Annotated in this window: 21 protein-coding genes; 16 read left to right on the top strand and 5 right to left on the bottom strand. The window is 45.4% G+C overall.

Going from position 1 to position 18,432, the window contains the following annotated elements; genetic code table 11:
* Positions 1-11 precede the first annotated feature (11 nt).
* From ACO1PK_RS02120 to ACO1PK_RS02080, 9 genes are read left to right on the top strand one after another with little or no spacing between them, the layout of a single operon-like run.
* Positions 12-2,216 carry a chemotaxis protein CheA gene (locus tag ACO1PK_RS02120; protein WP_423187035.1) on the top strand — a complete coding sequence of 735 codons (2,205 nt, stop codon included), beginning with the start codon at positions 12-14 and terminating at the stop codon, positions 2,214-2,216.
* An 11-nt stretch (positions 2,217-2,227) separates the two neighbouring features.
* The gene (locus tag ACO1PK_RS02115; RefSeq protein WP_423187034.1) at positions 2,228-3,400 is read left to right on the top strand and encodes a protein-glutamate methylesterase/protein-glutamine glutaminase; all 1,173 of its coding nucleotides are present in this window, start codon (positions 2,228-2,230) and stop codon (positions 3,398-3,400) included.
* On the top strand, positions 3,393-4,136 hold the full coding sequence (locus tag ACO1PK_RS02110; RefSeq protein ID WP_423187033.1) for a flagellar motor protein: 744 nt from the start codon (positions 3,393-3,395) through the stop codon (positions 4,134-4,136). Before ACO1PK_RS02115 ends, ACO1PK_RS02110 begins: the two co-directional genes overlap by 8 nt.
* A gap of 3 nt (positions 4,137-4,139) precedes the next feature.
* Positions 4,140-5,105, top strand: a complete 966-nt coding sequence (locus tag ACO1PK_RS02105) for an OmpA family protein (RefSeq protein ID WP_423187032.1) — start codon at positions 4,140-4,142, stop codon at positions 5,103-5,105.
* 1 nt (position 5,106) lies between these two features.
* Positions 5,107-5,883: a ParA family protein gene (locus ACO1PK_RS02100; RefSeq protein ID WP_423187031.1), complete on the top strand. Its 777-nt coding sequence runs from the start codon at positions 5,107-5,109 to the stop codon at positions 5,881-5,883.
* A gap of 1 nt (position 5,884) precedes the next feature.
* Positions 5,885-6,730, top strand: coding sequence for a chemotaxis protein CheW (locus ACO1PK_RS02095; protein WP_423187030.1), 846 nt, complete (start codon positions 5,885-5,887; stop codon positions 6,728-6,730).
* A 25-nt stretch (positions 6,731-6,755) separates the two neighbouring features.
* Positions 6,756-7,250, top strand: coding sequence for a chemotaxis protein CheW (locus ACO1PK_RS02090; protein ID WP_423187029.1), 495 nt, complete (start codon positions 6,756-6,758; stop codon positions 7,248-7,250).
* Positions 7,250-7,690, top strand: coding sequence for a DUF2802 domain-containing protein (locus tag ACO1PK_RS02085; RefSeq protein ID WP_423187028.1), 441 nt, complete (start codon positions 7,250-7,252; stop codon positions 7,688-7,690). The genes ACO1PK_RS02090 and ACO1PK_RS02085 overlap by 1 nt, the downstream gene beginning before the upstream one ends.
* Before the next feature lie 3 nt (positions 7,691-7,693).
* Complete coding sequence (locus ACO1PK_RS02080) at positions 7,694-7,999, top strand: EscU/YscU/HrcU family type III secretion system export apparatus switch protein (protein ID WP_423187027.1); 306 nt, start codon at positions 7,694-7,696, stop codon at positions 7,997-7,999.
* An 88-nt stretch (positions 8,000-8,087) separates the two neighbouring features.
* On the opposite strand, the gene ACO1PK_RS02075 is transcribed toward ACO1PK_RS02080, so the two are convergent.
* The 3 genes from ACO1PK_RS02075 to ACO1PK_RS02065 all read right to left on the bottom strand — a co-directional run bounded on the left by ACO1PK_RS02075 (position 8,088) and on the right by ACO1PK_RS02065 (position 11,952).
* Positions 8,088-9,101 carry an MJ1255/VC2487 family glycosyltransferase gene (locus ACO1PK_RS02075; protein ID WP_423187026.1) on the bottom strand — a complete coding sequence of 338 codons (1,014 nt, stop codon included), beginning with the start codon at positions 9,099-9,101 and terminating at the stop codon, positions 8,088-8,090.
* Positions 9,102-9,113: 12 nt separating this feature from the next.
* A complete protein-coding gene (locus tag ACO1PK_RS02070; RefSeq protein WP_423187025.1) occupies positions 9,114-9,707 on the bottom strand; it encodes a thymidine kinase in 594 nt (197 codons plus the stop codon).
* A 184-nt stretch (positions 9,708-9,891) separates the two neighbouring features.
* Entirely contained in the window at positions 9,892-11,952 is a 2,061-nt protein-coding gene (locus tag ACO1PK_RS02065) for a site-specific recombinase (protein ID WP_423187024.1), read from the bottom strand.
* 96 nt (positions 11,953-12,048) lie between these two features.
* Between ACO1PK_RS02065 and ACO1PK_RS02060 the strand changes: the two genes are divergently transcribed.
* The 5 genes from ACO1PK_RS02060 to ACO1PK_RS02040 all read left to right on the top strand — a co-directional run bounded on the left by ACO1PK_RS02060 (position 12,049) and on the right by ACO1PK_RS02040 (position 15,736).
* Positions 12,049-12,468: an MAPEG family protein gene (locus ACO1PK_RS02060; RefSeq protein ID WP_423187023.1), complete on the top strand. Its 420-nt coding sequence runs from the start codon at positions 12,049-12,051 to the stop codon at positions 12,466-12,468.
* Between the two features lie 147 nt (positions 12,469-12,615).
* The gene (locus ACO1PK_RS02055) at positions 12,616-13,263 is read left to right on the top strand and encodes an energy transducer TonB (RefSeq protein ID WP_423187022.1); all 648 of its coding nucleotides are present in this window, start codon (positions 12,616-12,618) and stop codon (positions 13,261-13,263) included.
* Between the two features lie 26 nt (positions 13,264-13,289).
* Positions 13,290-13,859 (top strand): sigma-70 family RNA polymerase sigma factor, encoded by a 570-nt coding sequence (locus tag ACO1PK_RS02050; RefSeq protein ID WP_423187021.1) that lies wholly within the window; start codon positions 13,290-13,292, stop codon positions 13,857-13,859.
* On the top strand, positions 13,852-14,475 hold the full coding sequence (locus ACO1PK_RS02045; protein WP_423187020.1) for a hypothetical protein: 624 nt from the start codon (positions 13,852-13,854) through the stop codon (positions 14,473-14,475). Before ACO1PK_RS02050 ends, ACO1PK_RS02045 begins: the two co-directional genes overlap by 8 nt.
* Positions 14,476-14,527: 52 nt before the next feature.
* The gene (locus tag ACO1PK_RS02040) at positions 14,528-15,736 is read left to right on the top strand and encodes a serine hydrolase domain-containing protein (RefSeq protein ID WP_423187019.1); all 1,209 of its coding nucleotides are present in this window, start codon (positions 14,528-14,530) and stop codon (positions 15,734-15,736) included.
* On the opposite strand, the gene rlmA is transcribed toward ACO1PK_RS02040, so the two are convergent.
* Entirely contained in the window at positions 15,733-16,530 is a 798-nt protein-coding gene (gene rlmA / locus ACO1PK_RS02035) for a 23S rRNA (guanine(745)-N(1))-methyltransferase (RefSeq protein ID WP_423187018.1), read from the bottom strand. The genes ACO1PK_RS02040 and rlmA overlap by 4 nt on opposite strands.
* 96 nt (positions 16,531-16,626) lie before the next feature.
* Between rlmA and ACO1PK_RS02030 the strand changes: the two genes are divergently transcribed.
* Positions 16,627-16,950, top strand: coding sequence for a DUF440 family protein (locus tag ACO1PK_RS02030; protein ID WP_423187017.1), 324 nt, complete (start codon positions 16,627-16,629; stop codon positions 16,948-16,950).
* A 58-nt stretch (positions 16,951-17,008) separates the two neighbouring features.
* Positions 17,009-17,554, top strand: coding sequence for an isochorismatase family protein (locus ACO1PK_RS02025; protein ID WP_423187016.1), 546 nt, complete (start codon positions 17,009-17,011; stop codon positions 17,552-17,554).
* A 7-nt stretch (positions 17,555-17,561) separates the two neighbouring features.
* Here the strand turns inward: ACO1PK_RS02025 and ACO1PK_RS02020 are convergent, their stop codons facing one another.
* Entirely contained in the window at positions 17,562-18,401 is an 840-nt protein-coding gene (locus ACO1PK_RS02020) for a 23S rRNA (adenine(2030)-N(6))-methyltransferase RlmJ (protein WP_423187015.1), read from the bottom strand.
* Between the last annotated feature and the right edge of the window lie 31 nt (positions 18,402-18,432).

Raw genomic sequence — 18,432 nt, 5'->3', positions numbered from 1 at the left:
GGTGTCTGCAGATGAGTTTTGATATGGACGAAGATATTCTTCAGGATTTTCTGGTAGAAGCCGGCGAAATTCTGGAGTTGTTGCAAGAGCAGCTCGTTGAGTTAGAAAATAACCCTCAAGACGCTGCGTTGCTAAATGCTATTTTCCGAGGTTTCCATACAGTTAAAGGTGGAGCAGGTTTTTTATCACTGACGGAGCTGGTTGATGCTTGTCATGGTGCCGAAAACGTGTTCGACATTTTGCGGACAGGTAAGCGTAGCATCACGCCAGAGCTGATGGACACGATCTTGCAAGCGCTGGATGCTGTCAATGGCATGTTTGCTGAAGTCAATGCTAAGCAACCATTAACGCCTGCAGCACCAGAGCTTTTAGCTGCGTTGCATCATTACAGTGAGCCTGAAGCTGAAGGCGAGGTTGCGCCTGTTGTGGTTCAGCAACCAGAGCCAATAAAGGTTGTCGAACCCACGCCACCCACAGCGGCTGTCGCACCTTCCAACCTTGATAACCAAGATATTGATACTATCACTGAAGATGAATTCGAGCAGATGCTCGATGAGTTGCATGGCAGTAAAGCGCCAGGGCAATCAACAGTGCCTCCTGTGGCAGCAGTTAGTCAGCCTGCAGCGGGGGATGATATTACCGATGATGAATTTGAAGCATTGCTTGATCAACTGCACGGTAAGGGCAGCTTTAAAGCCGAACCTGTTGCTGAAACTCCAGCCAAAGCGAATGTTGCAGCCCCAGCGCCTGCAAGTACCAGTGGCGATGATATATCAGATGACGAGTTTGAAGCTCTACTTGATGAGTTGCATGGTAAAGGTAAAGCACCTGTCGTGCCAGCAGCCACTACTAGTGTAGCGGCTGCTGTACCAGCCTCATCAACACCCTCGACTCCACCAACACCTGCGCCTGCGAAAGCTTCAGCGCCTGCCGTTGCTACCCCAGTTAAAGCAGCCGAGCCTGTGGCTGCGCCTGCTGCAGATAAAGCCGCTGCGGCTAATGCTGTTGCTGCCGAAACCACCGTTCGAGTCGATACTAAGCGACTGGATCAAATTATGAACATGGTAGGCGAGCTGGTATTAGTGCGAAACCGCTTAGTCAGTTTATCTGGTAGCGCGCAAAATGAAGAAATGAGCAAAGCTATTGCTAACTTGGATGTGGTTACTGCAGACATTCAAGGTGCAGTAATGAAAACCCGAATGCAACCGATTAAAAAGGTATTTGGACGCTTCCCGCGGGTTGTTCGTGATTTAGCGCGCTCCTTGAAAAAAGATATTGATCTAGTCCTTGAAGGTGAAGAAACCGATTTAGATAAGAATTTGGTAGAAGCCCTAGCGGATCCTTTGGTGCATTTGGTTCGCAACTCAGTCGATCATGGTATTGAAATGCCTGAAGTGCGTCATGCTGCTGGTAAGCCTCGCACGGGCGTCGTCAAGCTAGCTGCAACGCAAGCTGGTGATCATATCCTGTTAACCATTCAAGATGATGGTGCAGGTATGGATCCTGAAAAGTTAAAAGCCTTAGCTATCAAACGTGGTGTTATTGATGCTGATGCGGCTACTCGGATGTCTGACACTGAGGCGTTTAACCTGATTTTTGCACCCGGCTTCTCAACCAAAGAGCAAATCTCGGACATCTCAGGGCGTGGTGTTGGGATGGATGTGGTAAAAACCAAAATCACTCAGTTAAACGGTACGGTGCATATTCATTCCAAGTTGGGCGAAGGTACCTTATTAGAAATAAAAGTACCACTCACGCTGGCTATATTACCCACCTTGATGGTGATGGTAGGCAAGCAAACCTTTGCCTTACCTTTAGCGGGCGTGAATGAGATATTCCATCTTGATTTAGCCAAAACCAATATCGTAGACGGACAATTAACTATTGTGGTGCGCAATAAAGCCATACCGTTATTCTACCTCGAGCATTGGTTAGTGAAAGGCTCTGATAGAAAACTGCGCCGCGAGCAAGGGCATGTTGTTATCGTGCAGATCGGTACACAACAGGTAGGTTTTGTCGTCGATCAGCTTATTGGTCAAGAAGAAGTCGTCATTAAAGCGTTGGATGCGTTATTACAAGGGACGCCAGGTATGGCTGGTGCAACCATCACTTCTGATGGTGGTATAGCTTTGATCTTAGATGTGCCTAATTTACTGAAGCATTACGCTAAAAAATCCAAAGTTAAATTTGAGCAGTTTAAAAAGCTGCATGCTTAAGTGAGAGTTACATGACCATTAGGGTTTTGATTGTTGATGATTCCAGTTTTTTTCGACGGAGATTAACGGAGATTCTTTCTGCTGATCCTGAGTTGGAAGTGCTAGACACCGCTAACAATGGTCGCGAAGCAGTTGATAAAGCCCTGGCGTTAAAGCCTGATGTGATAACCATGGACATTGAAATGCCGGTTTTAGACGGCATTTCAGCCGTTCGTGAAATCATGCAGGTACAACGTATCCCGATTTTGATGTTTTCTTCGTTAACTCATGAAGGTGCGAAAGCGACACTGGATGCGTTAGATGCTGGTGCAGTAGACTTTCTGCCTAAAAAATTTGAAGACATCGCCAGAGACAAGCAAGAAGCTGCCGAAGTATTAAGAGAACGGGTTAAAGCAGTGGCTAAGCGCCGTCCTTTAGGCAGAACGACCTTTAATCATTCTGCTTTGGCGCGCAGTTCGACCTTAACTCAACGACCTAGCGATAGCCTGCGTCAGCAACCTGAAGTAACTAGGCCGCTAACTGCGCGCAGCTTGTTGGATCGCCCAAAGCTGTCAGAGCGAACAGCTTTAACTGCTAGCCGTGCCCAAGCGGTAAGTAGCGGTAAGGAATATAAACTGGTTGCAATTGGTACTTCCACAGGTGGCCCAGTAGCACTACAGCGAATTTTGACGGTCTTACCCGCTAATTTTCCTTTACCCATTATCTTGGTGCAGCATATGCCTGCCGCCTTTACCGGAGCATTCGCTCAGCGGCTAAATACCCTGGCTAAAATTGAAATTAAAGAAGCCGAAGATAACGACATACTGCGCCCTGGTGTGGCCTATCTTGCGCCAGGAGGCAAGCAGATGTTAATTGAAGGCAATGACAGTCAAGCTAGGTTGCGGATCAAGGAAGATGACTCGCCGAGAATTACCTTTAAGCCCAGTGTTGATATTACCTTTGCCACAGCTGCCAAAGTATTCAGCGATAAAGTGCTCGCTATCGTATTAACAGGCATGGGCGCGGATGGTCGTGAAGGTGCCAGGATGTTAAAGCAACATGGCTCAACGATTTGGGCGCAAGACGAAGCAAGTTGTGTCGTGTATGGCATGCCACAAGCAATTGCCGCCGCAGGTCTAATGGATGTTGAAGTAACCTTAGCGGATGTTGCGAGCCGGATACTAACGGAACTTAAGCATGGATAAGCTGGCGCTCAGCGGCTTTTTACTGGCGACATTGGCAATTTTAGGTGGTTTTATGCTGGAAGGGGGTACCTTGAGTACCCTTTTACATTTTCCAGCTTTTGTGATTGTGCTTGGTGGAACTATTGGGGCAGTGATGTTGCAAACACCCTTCCTCCAGTTTCGCCAAGGTTTGCAGATGCTACCTTGGGTGTTTAAACAGCAACATTTTAATACACAAGTCACTACCGCCAGAATTGTAGAATGGGGCACGGCAGCCAGAGCAAATGGTTTTCTGTCGCTTGAAGCTGTTGCGTTAAATGAATCGGATGCATTTTTACATCGAGGTTTAAATTTACTGGTGGATGGTACTGAAGCCCAAGTTATCCAAGCAACCTTAGATGCCGAGTTAAGTCTTGAGCAAGAGCGTTTGCTAAGAGGCGCGCGTATTTATGAAGCGATGGGTGGCTACAGCCCAACGATTGGCATAATAGGAGCCGTATTAGGACTTATCCAAGCACTTAGTTCAATAAGTGATCCGGATAAACTAGGGCTGGGCATTGCAACCGCCTTTGTGGCGACAATTTATGGTGTCGGTTTTGCGAATCTGATTTTTATTCCGGTGGCGAATAAATTAAAAAACCTCATAGAGCAACAAAGTTTGTACCGTGAATTGATTATTGAAGGCTTGGTATCCATTGCTCAAGGACAAAATCCGCGACTGATTGAACATAAATTGGCGGCCTACTGGCGAGGCTAACCTATGTATCGACAGCGGCGTTTCAAACAGCAGACACAGCCGGAAGAACTAAATCGTTGGTTGGTTTCGTATGCTGATTACATGACCTTGATGTTTGCCCTGTTTGTAGTGCTTTATGCCTTGTCATTGTTAAAACAAGACGAATTTACTGCTTTAACAGATTCCATCACTAAGGTGTTTGAGAAGGCACCGCGAGGTGAAGCGAATTTCGAGCATCTCAGTTTGACGCCAATTGCTGTGAACAGTCAATTAGCCACTGCCAATGCTGCTGCAGCAACGTTAATTGCTCCAGAAGCTGCGCTAACCAATACGGCTCCTTTATCAGACATCCGCCAGCAGTATCTCGGTGCCCCACTAAACACTATCGAACAAGACTTACGGACTGCACTGAGTGATCTTATTGATCAAGGGGTAACTAAGCTGGTTGAAGATGACGACTGGTTAGTGATTGAATTAAATAGTGCGCTGTTATTTGCATCAGGCAGTGCAACCGCCACCAGCTCGGCCAGAACTGTACTGCAAGAAATTAGTAAAATCATTAACCCGATCAATAATTTTTTAAGAGTTCGCGGCTATACTGATAATATTCCTATTCGTAATGAGCTGTTTTCATCTAATTGGGAGTTATCTGTGGCTCGTGCAACGTCTGTGTTGAGGGTTTTGGAGAGTTTAGGCACTGCCCCGCAGCGTATGGCAATTGAGGGCTTTGGCGAGTACTACCCAACAGCAGATAATGCTACGGCCAGTGGGCGTGCTGAGAATCGTAAAGTGGCGATTGCCATTTCGCGTTTTGGTTATCAGTCTGCAGCTCCTGCCTTTACTGAACAGAATGATGTATTAGAGCAGCAACTACAACAAGTCACTCAGGCTGATGGTTCTATTCAGGTTGTGCCTTTACCGGGTGGTGGAATTCGTATTACAACGCGTCGAGACAACCCTGATGCGGTAACAGAACGACAGGATCCATAAAGTGGTAATTTGGACTATAGCAAATCAAAAAGGTGGCGTTGGCAAAACAACGACCACGGTAACCTTAGGTGGCTTGCTGGCTGAGCGAGGCTATCGTGTTTTGTTAGTCGATACCGATCCCCATGCCTCACTTACCTATTATTTTGGTATTGACGCTGAAGAGCTTGAAGTCAGCGTCTATGATATTTTTGTTCGTGGTAAACAAATAACCCGCGAAGAAATTTTACAGTCGCTTTGCCCAAGCAGTGCTGAAAGATTAGATATTTTGCCTGCATCCATGTCACTGGCGACCTTAGATCGTTCCATGGGCAATAAAGGTGGCATGGGACTCATTGTCAAAAAAGCGCTTCAGTTAATCAAAAACGATTATGATTATGTATTAATCGACTGTCCGCCCGTGATGGGAGTGTTGATGGTGAATGCGCTTGCTGCCTGTGATAGAGTATTGATTCCCGTACAAACTGAATTTCTGGCGTTAAAAGGTTTGGAGCGTATGATTGCTACCATGGCATTGATGCGCAGTTCGCAACAAAATTTGGCTTTTACAATTATACCAACCATGTACGATAAACGTACTAAAGCATCTCTAGAAGCTTATAAAGAGTTAAAGCTTAAATATCAAGATAAGGTTTGGTCAGCTGTGGTGCCAATTGACACCAAATTCCGTGATGCCTCGCTAGCACAAACTCCTCCAAATGCCTTTGCTGGCTCATCGCGTGGTGTATTTGCTTACAATACGTTGTTGACCTATTTATTACAACTGGCGCCGGAGGCTTGAGATGAGCCATTTAATTGCCAGTCAGAAAGTCATACAGCATTACCTAAAAGCACTGTTAACTGAAGAGGATAGTGAGCAAACTGCCAAAACGGCCCTTGCGGATGAGCAAAAAGCACAGCTTAATAAGCTTTTAGCGCAAGCTGTGCCGGTGGCCACTCCTCCGAAAAGTGTAGCGCCTCCGGTGACAACAACTCCGAAAAGTGTTGCACCTCCTGTAACAGCGGTAAAAACAGCGCCAGTTGTAATACCAGAAGAACCTTTGGCTAAATTGAAGCAATTGGCTGAAAAAGCCCCTGTTGACAATACGGTCAAGGAAACTGCGATATTTCAGCGTGAAATTCCGGTAGCGCAACGTTTAGCTGATGCCCTGCCTACAGTTAAAAAAGCTGAAAAAGCATATCGGAACAACAGGTTTCAGGCATTGTTTTTTAGTGTGGCCGGGCTTAAAGTAGCTGTGCCGTTAATAGAGTTAGGTGGTATTCATGAATTGTCTGAAATTAACTCTTTATTTGGTAAGCCGAACTGGTTTAAAGGCGTTATGCTTTACAGGGAGCAAAAATTCAATGTGGTTGATACCGCACGTTGGGTGATGCCAGAAAAATATGACGAAATACTGGCGCAAGGATTAAACTATCAATACCTTGTAATGCTAGGCAGTAGTAATTGGGGTCTTTGTTGTGAGACGCTGATTGATACTATAACACTAGAGCCTGAGCAAATTAAGTGGCGTGAGCAGGAAGGCAAGCGACCTTGGATGGCTGGATTAATCAAAGAACATATGTGCGTGTTAGTTGACGTCGATGAGCTGATAAACCTGTTAAGTCGAGGCTTAGACATCAACGCCTGAACAGGCAGACCTATAGGAGCTGTAAATGAATACTAAAATTTCCCAATCGGCAGATAAGAACCAAGCCGCTGATCAGGTACTACAATGGGTGACTTTCCGGTTACAGGAGGAAACCTATGGTATTAATGTTATGCAGGTGCAAGAAGTTCTGCGTTATTCCGAAATAGCCCCTGTTCCTGGCTCACCCGATTATGTGCTTGGTATCATTAACTTACGCGGTAATGTTGTTACCGTTATTGATACCCGCTCGCGTTTCGGCTTGCCTCCTGCCGAAGTGACTGACAATACCCGGGTGGTGATTATTGAAGCGGAAAAGCAAGTTATTGGCATTTTAGTCGACAGCGTTGCGGAGGTAGTATACCTCAGGCAATCAGAAGTGGATGTAGCGCCGAATGTAGGTACTGATGAAAGCGCACGTTTTATCCAAGGTGTCGCAAATCGCGAAGGTGAGCTGTTGATTCTGGTTGATCTGAATAAGCTGCTTAACGATGATGAGTGGGATGAAATTAACAGTATCTAATGGTTAATTTAATCCTATTACCTTGGCTGCTGAATGCTTTGCTCTTTATTTTGCTATTGTTGCTATGGCTATATTGTCGGCAGCATTGGCGAAGACAGCAAGCTCTTATCACATTGCTAACTAAGCAGTTTGAAGCAAGTCAGCAGCAAAGTAGCGTTAATCAAACTGAGACTGAAGAATTGCGCGCCGGTGTGATCGGTGTTGGTCAAAGCGTGTTAGATTTGCAAGAACAGTTTCAGCACGTAACTGAGCAATTAGTTCAGTTACAAGAGCAGCAACAAGCCATTGCGCTTAGTGATCCTGATAGTAAAATTTACAGCAGAGCCATGAAAATGGTTGAGCTCGGTGCCGATTTGGAAGAAATTATTCGTGAGTGTGAGCTGCCTCGGGCTGAAGCTGAGCTACTGTACAATCTTCACCAGCAAAAAAACGTTAAATAGCGTATGGCTAAATTACCAGAGCAAACCGCTACAGCCCTAAAGTATGATGGTAAAACTGCCCCTGTGATAGTGGCTAAAGGTCACGGGCAGTTAGCGGCAGATATCATCGCCTTAGCCAAGGAACATGGCGTGTTGATCCATGAGGATGCCGAGCTGACTAAGCTACTAAGTCAGTTGCAGTTAGGTGAGCAAATTCCTCAGGAAATGTATTTGATTATTGCTGAGCTAATCGCGTTTTCTTATGTACTGCAAGGTAAGTTTCCTGATAATTGGCACAATATTCATCAACGTATCGATCTAAAAACCTAACAAAATCATTTAGCCAAGTAACTTAGCGCTTCCTCTACCGCTGATGCAACTTGGCTGATTTAGCAAGTCCTTGCGTAACAACCTATGATTACCAGAGCGAGTTCACTAAGCGCGAAGTCTGATCCGGTTGATCTTGTAATAACCACTCACAAATGGCGGCAGCAACATTTGGATAGTGGATGGTATTGGCCAGACGTGGGCCATGTAACCAATCCGCAATCACTTTAGTACTTAGTTGATTGGCTCTGCTAGCGAGTTTGAGTTGCGTTAACGCCAGCGCATTAGATTGCTGCTCCATCTGCCCTTGTAGGGGTTTAACCATAATATGCTTTTGTAATTGCAGTGCTTCACTGATTAATTCAAAACCAGCATTACTGAGTACAGCTTCACTTTGCAGTAAAGCTGTTTTAAAAGCCTGTAATGAAGGCGGTTGGGTTTGAATATGCCCGAGCTGCTGTGAGCTTAACCCAGGACCGAAAATACTAAAACTGAAGTCTTTTAAAGGAGTAAGTAACCGAATAATCTGCTGCTGATCTTCAAAAGGCAAATAGACGAGCACGTGTTTTGCTATTGGCTCAACTTGTGATGAGGGTAAATCAATAATAGGCGGCAGTATCGGTTGGTCAAAATGATGCCAGTGCAAGCCAAGCGAATAGCTCGCAGGTGCAAAGTGACGAAACACATTGCGGCTTAATAAGTTAGCATTTTCCATCGGGATCTTATGCAAAAAAGCATACTGATGGCCAATCGCAATGCAGGTTTTACCTTGACGTTTAGCGGCCCAAGCACTGATCGGTTCGAAGTCGGTGAGGATTAAATCATAGTTGCGAACATCCAGAGTGCGAATATCTCGCCACAATTCCCCCAGGTTTGCCTGCTTAGCACTTTGCCAATAATTGACACTGCCTGCTTCGGTAACAAAGGTCAAGCCGCGGCGCAGCTGATACTGCCCAAATTGCTGCATATCAAAAAATTGTTCTGCAGGGCGGCCTGAAAACAGGAAATCAACATTGACGCCAGCTTGGCGAAATTGCTTCTCCATGGCTCTGGCACGACTTATATGACCATTTCCTGTTGCTTGTACGCCATAGAGAATCCGCATGCTTTACTCCGTTTAGTCCGTAGCGGGTTGTTGCCAAACCAGCGCTTTAAAATGCTGTCGACACATTGAAACATAACTTTCATTGCCCCCAATTTGCACTTGAGAGCCGGCTCTTGCCGCATTCCCATGCTCATCTAACCGCACCACAAAGTTTGCTTTGCGGCCACAATGGCAAATGGTTTTCAGCTCTATCAACTTATCCGCCCAAGCTAATAAGGCTTGGCTACCCGCGAAGGTTTCTCCTAAAAAGTCCGTGCGTAAGCCAAAAGCTAACACCGGCACTTTTAGACTATCCACCACATCGGTTAACTGCCTAACCTGTAACTTACTTAAAAACTGTGCTTCATCTAACAACACACAATCTAAGCCGTTTTGCGCCTTTAGCTGGCTGATATGTTTAAAAAAATCAAAATTTTCATCAAAAATATGCGCATCCATTGCCAGCCCAATCCGCGAACTGACTTTACCCAGCCCAAAGCGGTTATCTAATGCCGCGGTATAGATCGCGACTGTCATCCCTCGTTCTTGATAGTTATATGCACTTTGTAGTAACGAGGTAGATTTACCTGCATTCATCGCTGAATAATAAAAATATAATTGTGCCATTTTCTACACTCTCTGATTTCGGACGGCACAGTATAACTGAAAAAGATAGAGGATTAAGATGACAGTAGTAAGACAGACTGCGCGAAATTGACTTGCTGCTTTAAGCTAGTTATTTGGTGAGGTGTAACGGCGTTGCTAAGTAGTAGCGCGAAGCAGCCGTTAAGGCTGCTTCAGACAGAGCGAGTCAGTGACTACGCTTATTGGTGCTTGTTTTCTCTTCCGCTTTAAGGGAGGGCTCTTCTGCCTTTTTATTGGAGGTATTCACTTTAGCGGCCGTGACCACAGGGAAAAAAAGATTAAGTGGGTTTTGTTTCACTTGCTCCACAACACTTTTTAGGAGTAATGAAAACTGACCAATACGAGTTCCCCTAGCACGCAATGCCACGGTCAGTGCCAATGTAAAACTGACCCATAAATTGACAAAGCCAATGAGTAATACCATCGCCAAATAAAACAAGAAATGGATAGGACCCAATCCGCCGCTTACGGTGCTATAGCCTAAGTTAGCAGAGGCGAAAGCCACGTGCCGAATATCTAGCGGGATATCCAATAAATAGCCAAGATAGCTGGTCATTCCAAGCAAAATACCAAAGATAAAGTTACCGGCAAAAGCCCCGTAATTATCATGCCAATAATTTGCTAAGGCTTGACGGTAACGATCTGCTAAGCACTTTTTTAACAGTGGATGGTGATATAAGCGTGCTTTAAGGTCCAAATAGTTGGCACGATTTTCAAAAAAACCAGCAATAATACCTGAACAAAATAACCAAACGCCGGCAATCGCCGCAAAAAACAATGCGCCATGCCAAGGGGCGATGGCCTCGAGTTGATAATTAACTGACTGTTCATCTAATAAGGGTGTGTGTTGCCAAAACCAAAATGCTAGGGCAATCATAGAGGCGGTTAATACTGCGACACTGACGTTCCCCCAAACTGCGGCCCACTGTGAACGATTCACATCTAACAGCAAGGAAGCGAGCTTTTTATGCGCGGCGCGTCCATTTTCACCTTTTTCCACTTCCGCTGCGAAACTGGCTGCGGTCATGGCGGGTTGCTTGGTCGCCACAGTAAGGCCAAGAATATGAATCAATACAAAGCCGAGCCCATAGTTTAAACTCACTAAGATGGCGTTACTTAGCGGCGAAAGCAGTAAACTTTCAATATAAATTTTTACCAGTGCCATACAGGCAATAATAACGCCTGCGCCCGCAGCAGAGGCAAACAGCCTTAAATATTGTGTTTTGTCGCGCGCGATATAATGTTCACCATGGCTACTCTTATTTACACTAATACTTTTCGATAATAACTGAGTACTACTACGCCAGAGTGCGCGTACGCTCTTTTTTTCGCGACTCGTATCAAGTAGTTGTTCAGTTAACTGTAAACTTAACTGACGTAATGACAGCGCCTGCTCGGCGGTAATCAAGCTAACCAATTGTTCAATGCGGTTTAAGGTTTGCTCTAAGCGTTCTAATAAATGCGCTACTGACACAGAACTGCCTGCTGCGGCAGCACGCCGTCTTAAACGATCTATTTGTTCATAGCATTGGGCAACCATGACTTGATAGTGTGCGGCATCATAGGCGGGCAGTTCCGGCTGCTGCTGGCGCTTTTTAGTCTGTTCCACTAACAGATTCAATTCGCGGTGTAAGGCAATAAAAGCCGAATCAATATGGTTGAGCCTTTTATCAAGCCGCATCAAATCCGGTTCCATTTCCTCTGCAGCAATCCAAACACTAAGCATCTCCAAGGCACATAACGCTTCTTCCTGTAAATGTTGCTCAAATTGCTGTAGTGGCTGCGCGGAGACCACGCTTAAAAAATACTCGGCAAACACCACAAATTGGCTTTGGCCTGTTTCGAGCTCGTCATCGGTAAAGCGAATTTCCTTATATGCCTCGGCGAGTACATCTTTTAATTCGGTTAGGTCACGTGGTGCGGGCATGACTTTTTCATAGAGTCGACTAGACAACTCGCGCAAGAAACCACGCCGTGAAAACACGCCTAAGCTCACTAAGGCAGGATAAATGTGGACAGTGCAAAGCCAGTTAAAAAGTGTATCCGCAATTTGCTGGCCAAGTTGTGGATGGTGCTGCAGCGTCTCTAACAGCTTTCTACTGCGTTGATTCCGCTCAAAACTAAAGCGAGATTCATGTAGCCAGTTGATCAACTGTTTTACCAACACGAGGCCATCTTTTTCTACAGCAAGCTGGCGCACTAACATCAGCGCATTTAATTTATCCATAGTTTCCTCAGCTAAAATGATACAGCGCTATAGGCGTTTTACCTGAAAAAAGGCATACTGCCAAGCTAGTTGATAAGGTCGCGAGAGTAAAACACAATGGAAAAATGGTTGTTAGTGACAGTATTTGCCCAGATTGTTCTCACCAGCTGGGTGATGGTGTTAATGGGGCGTCGTCGTTTTAAAGCTGCCAAGCAAAAACAGATCAGTATGGCGGCTTTTCAAACGATGAATTTGACAGGGGCAGACGAACAGGTGATTGCCACCGGCAGAAATTTTGATAATCAGTTTCAGATGCCGCTGCTGTATCTTTTTGCGGTACTGTTTATGCTGCAATTAGGGTTAAGTGATCTCACTTTTGCATTGCTTGGCACAGTCTTTATACTGTTACGTTATTGGCATACCTTTATTCATATTGGCAGCAATGCGTTAAAAGCGCGTTTCCGAGTATTTTTGCTTGGATGTGTTGTGCTATGGGTGATTTGGATCCGCTTATTGGTTTTGGCTTTATTGCAATAATAACCCAGTATCGCTATGGCTAGTCCTAGGATTTTAATCTTTTGACTGGCCTTTCCCTACATTTAAAAATCTAAAATTTTTTATTCACTTAACCCCTTTTTGCTGGCTCAAACGTCTTATTCAAGAGCATCAAAAAGGAGCCTTACCATGTTTGCCAATCACTATGTCAATCAAAACACGCTAATACCCCAGTTTTTAAGGTTGCTGAGCAGTGCATTACTGGCCAGCCTGATAACCTTTGCGCTTTTCAGCTTGATGAAACTGTTAGTTACGCCAGCTCATGATCGTTTAATTGTAGATAAGCGAGAATTTCCTATAGTTGAATTGTTTATTCCCCCCGAAGAGACTGAACCAGAGATACGAAGAGAGCTGCCACCAAAACCGGATCTTATTCCACCTAAGATGACATTAAATCATCAGGATCCCGTTGATAGCAGTCAAAATACCATAACGCATACTTTTACACCCGATTTAGGGATCGCTTTACAGGGACCAAATTTAAACACGGGTATGCAAAATACGATGGCAACACCGATAGTGCGGGTTGAACCTCGTTTCCCGCTCGAAGCTGCACGGCAGGGTATCAGTGGCTGGGTCAAGCTTGCGTATAGTATTGATGAAACCGGTAGTGTGATCGATATCAGTATCATCGAGGCTGAGCCGAAAAATATTTTTGATAAAGAGGCGATTCGAGCACTACGCCGTTGGAAATATCAGCCACAATTAGTGGAAGGGCAACCGGTTAAACAAACGAACCTGCAAGTGCAACTGGATTTTCAGCTGCAGCAAGACTAATCCTGCTTTGGATTTAAGGAGTTCATATGGTGCTTTCTGCTTTGTTAGCCAGCTACTCAACGCCAGCTACTTCTGCTGAAGCTTTGTTACGCGGCTTTAGTCGCACCGGCGAGCGAGAGTATTTAGCAAAATTAATTGCCCAGTGTGGTGATGATTTATATTACTTCTTGTTAAAACAGTCTGATGCCAAAATGGCGGAAGACATTTGTCAACAAAGCTGGTTAAAAGTTATGGAGATGCACCATAGCTTTCAGGGCCGCAGTAGCTTTAAAACCTGGCTTTTTACCATTGCGCGCCATTGTTTGTTAGATGAACTTCGCCGGCAACAGCGCTGGCAGGCGATAGCGAGTGAAGATGAGCTTGTGGCTGTTGATGATCTACTGGCTAAGATAAGCCAGCAACAGCAACAATTGGCGTTTGAAGAGCAGCTTAAATTGCTACCGTTTGCTCAGCGCGAGGCTCTAATTTTACAGTTAGAAGGGTTTTCGTTAGCTGAAATTGCGCAAATCACAGCACAACCAGACGAAACCATAAAAAGTCGACTACGGTATGCTCGGCAATTTTTGCAACAGTTTTGCGGGGGGAATCATGACTAACCAGCAAAAAGAGCAGACGGAATTCGAATTGCAACTTCGGCAAGCTTATCAACACAGTAAAGCGCGTCATACGCTGCCTGCTGCGTTAAGAAAGTCAATTTTACAAGCACATGCCAGTAAACAACCACGCTCTTACCAGCGTTGGCTGCATCATGCCCAGCTGGCGCTGGGCAGTATTTTTTTAGCCGTACTGGGTTATCTGTTGTTGCAACCCATTAATATCCCCGCTTACCACATCGTGGTCAGTTATAATGACAGTGCAGTAGAAACAGAAAATCATCGTTTAACAGTCCGCTCGGTGCCTGCACTACTGGCTTCTTTTGCTGTAGACGAAAATCAACAGCGCTATCAGCAAATGCTGCAAGCGCAGCATAATTTTAGTCAGTTTCATGCTGAGCAAGGCGTGTTACAAAAAAAACAACAATATTGGCAAATTACCCTGTGCAATGCACAGGTTGTTACCCTTGAGGATAACTTACTACAGCAGTTACTGAGTGAAGCTATAGTGCAACAACAAACAACACTCGTGCAACGTATCGAGTTATATCGGGGGGCAGAAGGGCAGATTTTAGCAATAAAACCATTAACTAGCTTGCAGCAGTGTCCAATGAGTTGAAATATTGAGGCGGCATTGTAATAATGCCGAGCATTGCAATAAAGGCTTATACATGCCGAAGAGGGTTGTCATGTTGTTAAGAGCACTATTCTTGATCGGTATTTTTAGTTTGTCTGCTGTGCAAGCAAGAGAAGTCACGCCTGCGCAACTTGAAGCGTTCAAAACCCATTTTGAAACGGTGTTAGCAGAGCAAAACATTCCGGGAGCCGCTTACGCGGTGGTGTATAAAGATCAGATTATTAGTGCCAGTGGCTTTGGTGTTAGAGAAGTAGGTTCGAGTGATCCTGTTGATGCCTACACGGTATTCCGAATTGCGTCAGTATCGAAAACTTTTGCCGGCGGTTTAGCCAGTATTTTAGCCTCTCAAGGACATTTTCGTTGGGATGATCCGGTAACACGATATTTGCCTGAGTTTTCTTTTAAGACTCGTACTTATAACAACAAGCTGAAAGTTGAACATTTGCTGGCGCAAAGCACTGGAGTTATTGCCAACGCCTACGATAATCTCATTGAGGCAAATGTTGCCCCAGAAGGTATCTTACCTCACTTTAAAAAATTAGATCCCTTATGTGCGCCAGGACGCTGCTATGGTTATCAAAATGTGTTGTTCAGTTTAATCGAACCTATTATTGAACAAACGACTTCGCAAGATTATGCCAGTTTAATGCAGCAGAATATCTTTGAACCTTTACAGATGCCAACCGCATCTATCGGACTGGCAGCCTTTTTAAACTCTGAAAATCGAGCATTACCACATGTAAAAGCACGAGGTAAATGGCATCCTCGTAAGGTTAACGAAAGCTACTACCGTTTTGCGCCGGCAGCCGGTGTTAATGCCAGTGCCGTTGATTTAGGCTACTGGCTGATTGCGCAACTTGGCTATAATCCAGACGTTTTAAACGAAGAGCACTTACAGCAAATTACCAACAAACGAGTGCGCACGGTGCGTGATTTACGTCGAAGATTATGGCGGGAGCATATTACTGACGCACATTATGCACTGGGGTGGCGAGTATATCAGTTTGGCCAAGAGCAGCTAATTTATCACGGTGGCTGGGTTGAAGGTTTTAGAGCCGAGCTAGCTTACTCTAGAGATCGCGAGTTAGGCTTAGTTATCCTACTAAATGCAGAGTCAAACGTGGTGGCTGAGTTGAGTACGCACTTTTGGTCAACCATGTTTACTGCACTACAACAGCAAGACAAAGCGGCAGCTTATGCTAGCTGTCAGCTACCCGCTACCACTGCGAGTAGTAACTGCTAAAGGCGTTTTTGATACAAATCGAAATAAAAATCACATTGTATGGCGGGCTTACTATTAATAAACTGGGCTCGCGTTTCCTCGTTAAACTTCCAGCCCAATGGCACCATCGTAATTAGATGGTGTAAATCTGCAGCGGTTAACGCTGACAAGGTAAAGCTTAGCTGCTGACGTTGTAAGTGCTCAAAGCCTGACAGCTCGGCAATCTCGCTGCTGTGTAACTTTACTTCGTCGTAAAGTGCTTGTTTAATTTGCAGTAAGTGCGCTGGAGCGGGTGTTACCGTTAGTAAGTAACCACCCACTTTTAATACCCGCTGCAGCTCACTGAGTAGCGAGGGCGCATAAATACGCACTATGGCATCAAATTGTTCAGCCGCAAAGGGCAGCTGATAAGCACTGGCTACTGCAAAATGCGCTTGAGGATAATGCTTGGCGGCAAAGCGAATAGCCGCTTTGGAAATATCAATACCGTGAAGTTGTTGCGGGGCAAGTTGTTGCTGCAAGATACCACTGTAATACCCCTCGCCACAGCCTAAATCGAGTAGTTGCTGTGGTTGTAACGGGCTGAGGATCGCTGCTGCTTGCTCTGCAACCCTAGCATACCAACCGGCTTGTAAAAAAGCGCGGCGTGCCTGCATCATCTCGCTGTTATCGCCCGGATCTAGCGATTTTTTTTGCTGTACCGGTAGTAAATTCACATAGCCCTCTTTTGCCTGATCAAAGCTATGCTTATTAGCACATTGATATTGACGTTGGTTTAACGCAAGTGGTAATTGGCAAAGCGGGCAAAGATACATGCGGACACCGAAACAGAAAAAACGCTATTGTAGCAGCAGGCAAGCTTTCGCTGCAAAGCCTTGGTATACTTAGTGCGAATTGTTTTTGGGGGTATTATGCAAGACGTCGAACTTTGGTCGCTGGATGAGCTATGCGATCACGCCTTTGATATTTTTGAAGAGTTGGCGGTAGATAATCTGTCAACAGCAGATTATCAGCTGTATCAACAGCATTATGAGAGCCGTGGCTATGCGGATGTATTACCGCCAGGCGAGGGCTGGGAAGAGCTGGCAACACAAGATCTAGATCCAGAGCTGCATTTTGAAGTGCAAATTGGTTTAATTGCTGAACAAGGCGAAGCGGATAGGGTGTTAGCTCGTATTCTGCTTAGTAGAGAAAAAGATGAAAGCCTCTGTCATGCCTTATGGCGCGGCCAGTAATTAGCCCCTGCTTATAGGTTAGGTAAGCTACCGACGATTACAAACTTAGGAGATTGTCATGTTGCTTAATGCTAAACAGAGTCAAGTGTTACTGATTGATATCCAAAGCCGTTTAGCCCCCGCAATCTTCGACAGTGCTGCCGTAAGTCAGGCCGCAGCCTGGGTGTTACAAATTGCCAGTTTATGTGAAGTGCCGGTAATGGCCACCGAGCAATATCCAAAAGGACTTGGGCATACCTTACCGGCTTTGCTGGAGTTATTACCAGCACAGGCGGTTTTTGAAAAAATTCATTTTAGTGCGCTGCGCGAAAGCAATATTGCTGAGGCGATAGCTGCGCATGCGCGGCCACAAATCGTGGTGCTAGGCACCGAAAGCCATGTTTGTGTGTTGCAAACCGTGCTGGATTTATTAGCCGCCAATTATCAAGTCTTTGTTGTTGCTGAAGCCGTAGGTTCACGAACAGTAGAGAATAAACAGCTGGCGCTTAGCCGAATGCAGCAAGCCGGGGCGGTCATTATCAGTCAGGAAATGTTAGCCTTCGAGTGGTTGGAGCGTGCCGGAACGGAAGTGTTCCGGCAAATCAGTAAAGGTTGGATCAAATAATCGGCTATCACTCGGCGACTAACTGGCTAATTTGATAGCGACTTGCCGTTGTGCCAAGTTGTTGCTGCACCTCAGCCAGCGCCAGTTCAAGTTCAGTCGCTAGCGTGTAGGGTGGATTAATCACCAGCATACCACTGCCCGTCATACCATGGCCGCTGCTATCGGCATGCAGGTTAAATTCAATCCGCAGCTGGTTTTTAATGCCGGTTGCCACAATAGCGGCAACAAAGGCTTCGATAGCACTGCGTTCAATCACCGGATACCAAATAGCATAGGTGGCTTGTGGCCAGCGTTTATAAGCGTCAAGCAAGCCAGTAACGAGATCCTGATATTCTGTTTTAAGCTCATAAGGGGGATCTATCAGCACGAGGCCACGCTTTACCAAAGGTGGTAGCATCGCCTTAAAACCGGCATACGCATCCGTATTTTCGATACGGGTATAGCGGCGTTTTACAAACTGACTTTTTAAGATCGGGAAGTCAGTAGGATGCAGTTCAGTGGCTTGTAAGTGATCCTGCTCACGTAGCATTAATGCGGCTATTTTCGGTGAGCCTGGGTAAAAATTCAGCTCGTTATCTGGGTTTAACTGTTTAAGCAGCGTCAGGTATTTTGCTAACACGGTACTTTGCGGCTGATACTGCCAAAGCTTAGCAATACCGTCTTTAAACTCTGCCGTTTTTAGCGCATGTTCGCTTTGCAAACTATATAGCCCAGCACCCGCATGGGTATCGTGATAACACAATGGCTTATCTTTTTTTAGCAAGTAATCTAAGATCGCGACTTCTGTCAGGTGTTTTACCACATCGGCATGATTGCCGGCATGATAGCTGTGACGATAGCTCAGCATGGGGAAGGCCTTATCTGCAATTTTTCAGGCG

This window comes from Alishewanella sp. d11, assembly GCF_049390205.1.
Lineage (GTDB): Bacteria > Pseudomonadota > Gammaproteobacteria > Enterobacterales > Alteromonadaceae > Alishewanella.
Note: the sequence above shows the minus strand (reverse complement) of the source record. Positions and strands in the feature narration are given on the sequence as shown.

Coding starts and splice junctions, on each gene's coding strand:
- ACO1PK_RS02120 (WP_423187035.1), top strand. CDS start 12: ATGAGTTTTGATATGGACGAAGATATTCTTCAGGATTTTCTGGTAGAA.
- ACO1PK_RS02115 (WP_423187034.1), top strand. CDS start 2,228: ATGACCATTAGGGTTTTGATTGTTGATGATTCCAGTTTTTTTCGACGG.
- ACO1PK_RS02110 (WP_423187033.1), top strand. CDS start 3,393: ATGGATAAGCTGGCGCTCAGCGGCTTTTTACTGGCGACATTGGCAATT.
- ACO1PK_RS02105 (WP_423187032.1), top strand. CDS start 4,140: ATGTATCGACAGCGGCGTTTCAAACAGCAGACACAGCCGGAAGAACTA.
- ACO1PK_RS02095 (WP_423187030.1), top strand. CDS start 5,885: ATGAGCCATTTAATTGCCAGTCAGAAAGTCATACAGCATTACCTAAAA.
- ACO1PK_RS02090 (WP_423187029.1), top strand. CDS start 6,756: ATGAATACTAAAATTTCCCAATCGGCAGATAAGAACCAAGCCGCTGAT.
- ACO1PK_RS02085 (WP_423187028.1), top strand. CDS start 7,250: ATGGTTAATTTAATCCTATTACCTTGGCTGCTGAATGCTTTGCTCTTT.
- ACO1PK_RS02080 (WP_423187027.1), top strand. CDS start 7,694: ATGGCTAAATTACCAGAGCAAACCGCTACAGCCCTAAAGTATGATGGT.
- ACO1PK_RS02075 (WP_423187026.1), bottom strand. CDS start 9,101: ATGCGGATTCTCTATGGCGTACAAGCAACAGGAAATGGTCATATAAGT.
- ACO1PK_RS02070 (WP_423187025.1), bottom strand. CDS start 9,707: ATGGCACAATTATATTTTTATTATTCAGCGATGAATGCAGGTAAATCT.
- ACO1PK_RS02065 (WP_423187024.1), bottom strand. CDS start 11,952: ATGGATAAATTAAATGCGCTGATGTTAGTGCGCCAGCTTGCTGTAGAA.
- ACO1PK_RS02060 (WP_423187023.1), top strand. CDS start 12,049: ATGGAAAAATGGTTGTTAGTGACAGTATTTGCCCAGATTGTTCTCACC.
- ACO1PK_RS02055 (WP_423187022.1), top strand. CDS start 12,616: ATGTTTGCCAATCACTATGTCAATCAAAACACGCTAATACCCCAGTTT.
- ACO1PK_RS02050 (WP_423187021.1), top strand. CDS start 13,290: ATGGTGCTTTCTGCTTTGTTAGCCAGCTACTCAACGCCAGCTACTTCT.
- ACO1PK_RS02045 (WP_423187020.1), top strand. CDS start 13,852: ATGACTAACCAGCAAAAAGAGCAGACGGAATTCGAATTGCAACTTCGG.
- ACO1PK_RS02040 (WP_423187019.1), top strand. CDS start 14,528: ATGCCGAAGAGGGTTGTCATGTTGTTAAGAGCACTATTCTTGATCGGT.
- rlmA (WP_423187018.1), bottom strand. CDS start 16,530: ATGTATCTTTGCCCGCTTTGCCAATTACCACTTGCGTTAAACCAACGT.
- ACO1PK_RS02030 (WP_423187017.1), top strand. CDS start 16,627: ATGCAAGACGTCGAACTTTGGTCGCTGGATGAGCTATGCGATCACGCC.
- ACO1PK_RS02025 (WP_423187016.1), top strand. CDS start 17,009: ATGTTGCTTAATGCTAAACAGAGTCAAGTGTTACTGATTGATATCCAA.
- ACO1PK_RS02020 (WP_423187015.1), bottom strand. CDS start 18,401: ATGCTGAGCTATCGTCACAGCTATCATGCCGGCAATCATGCCGATGTG.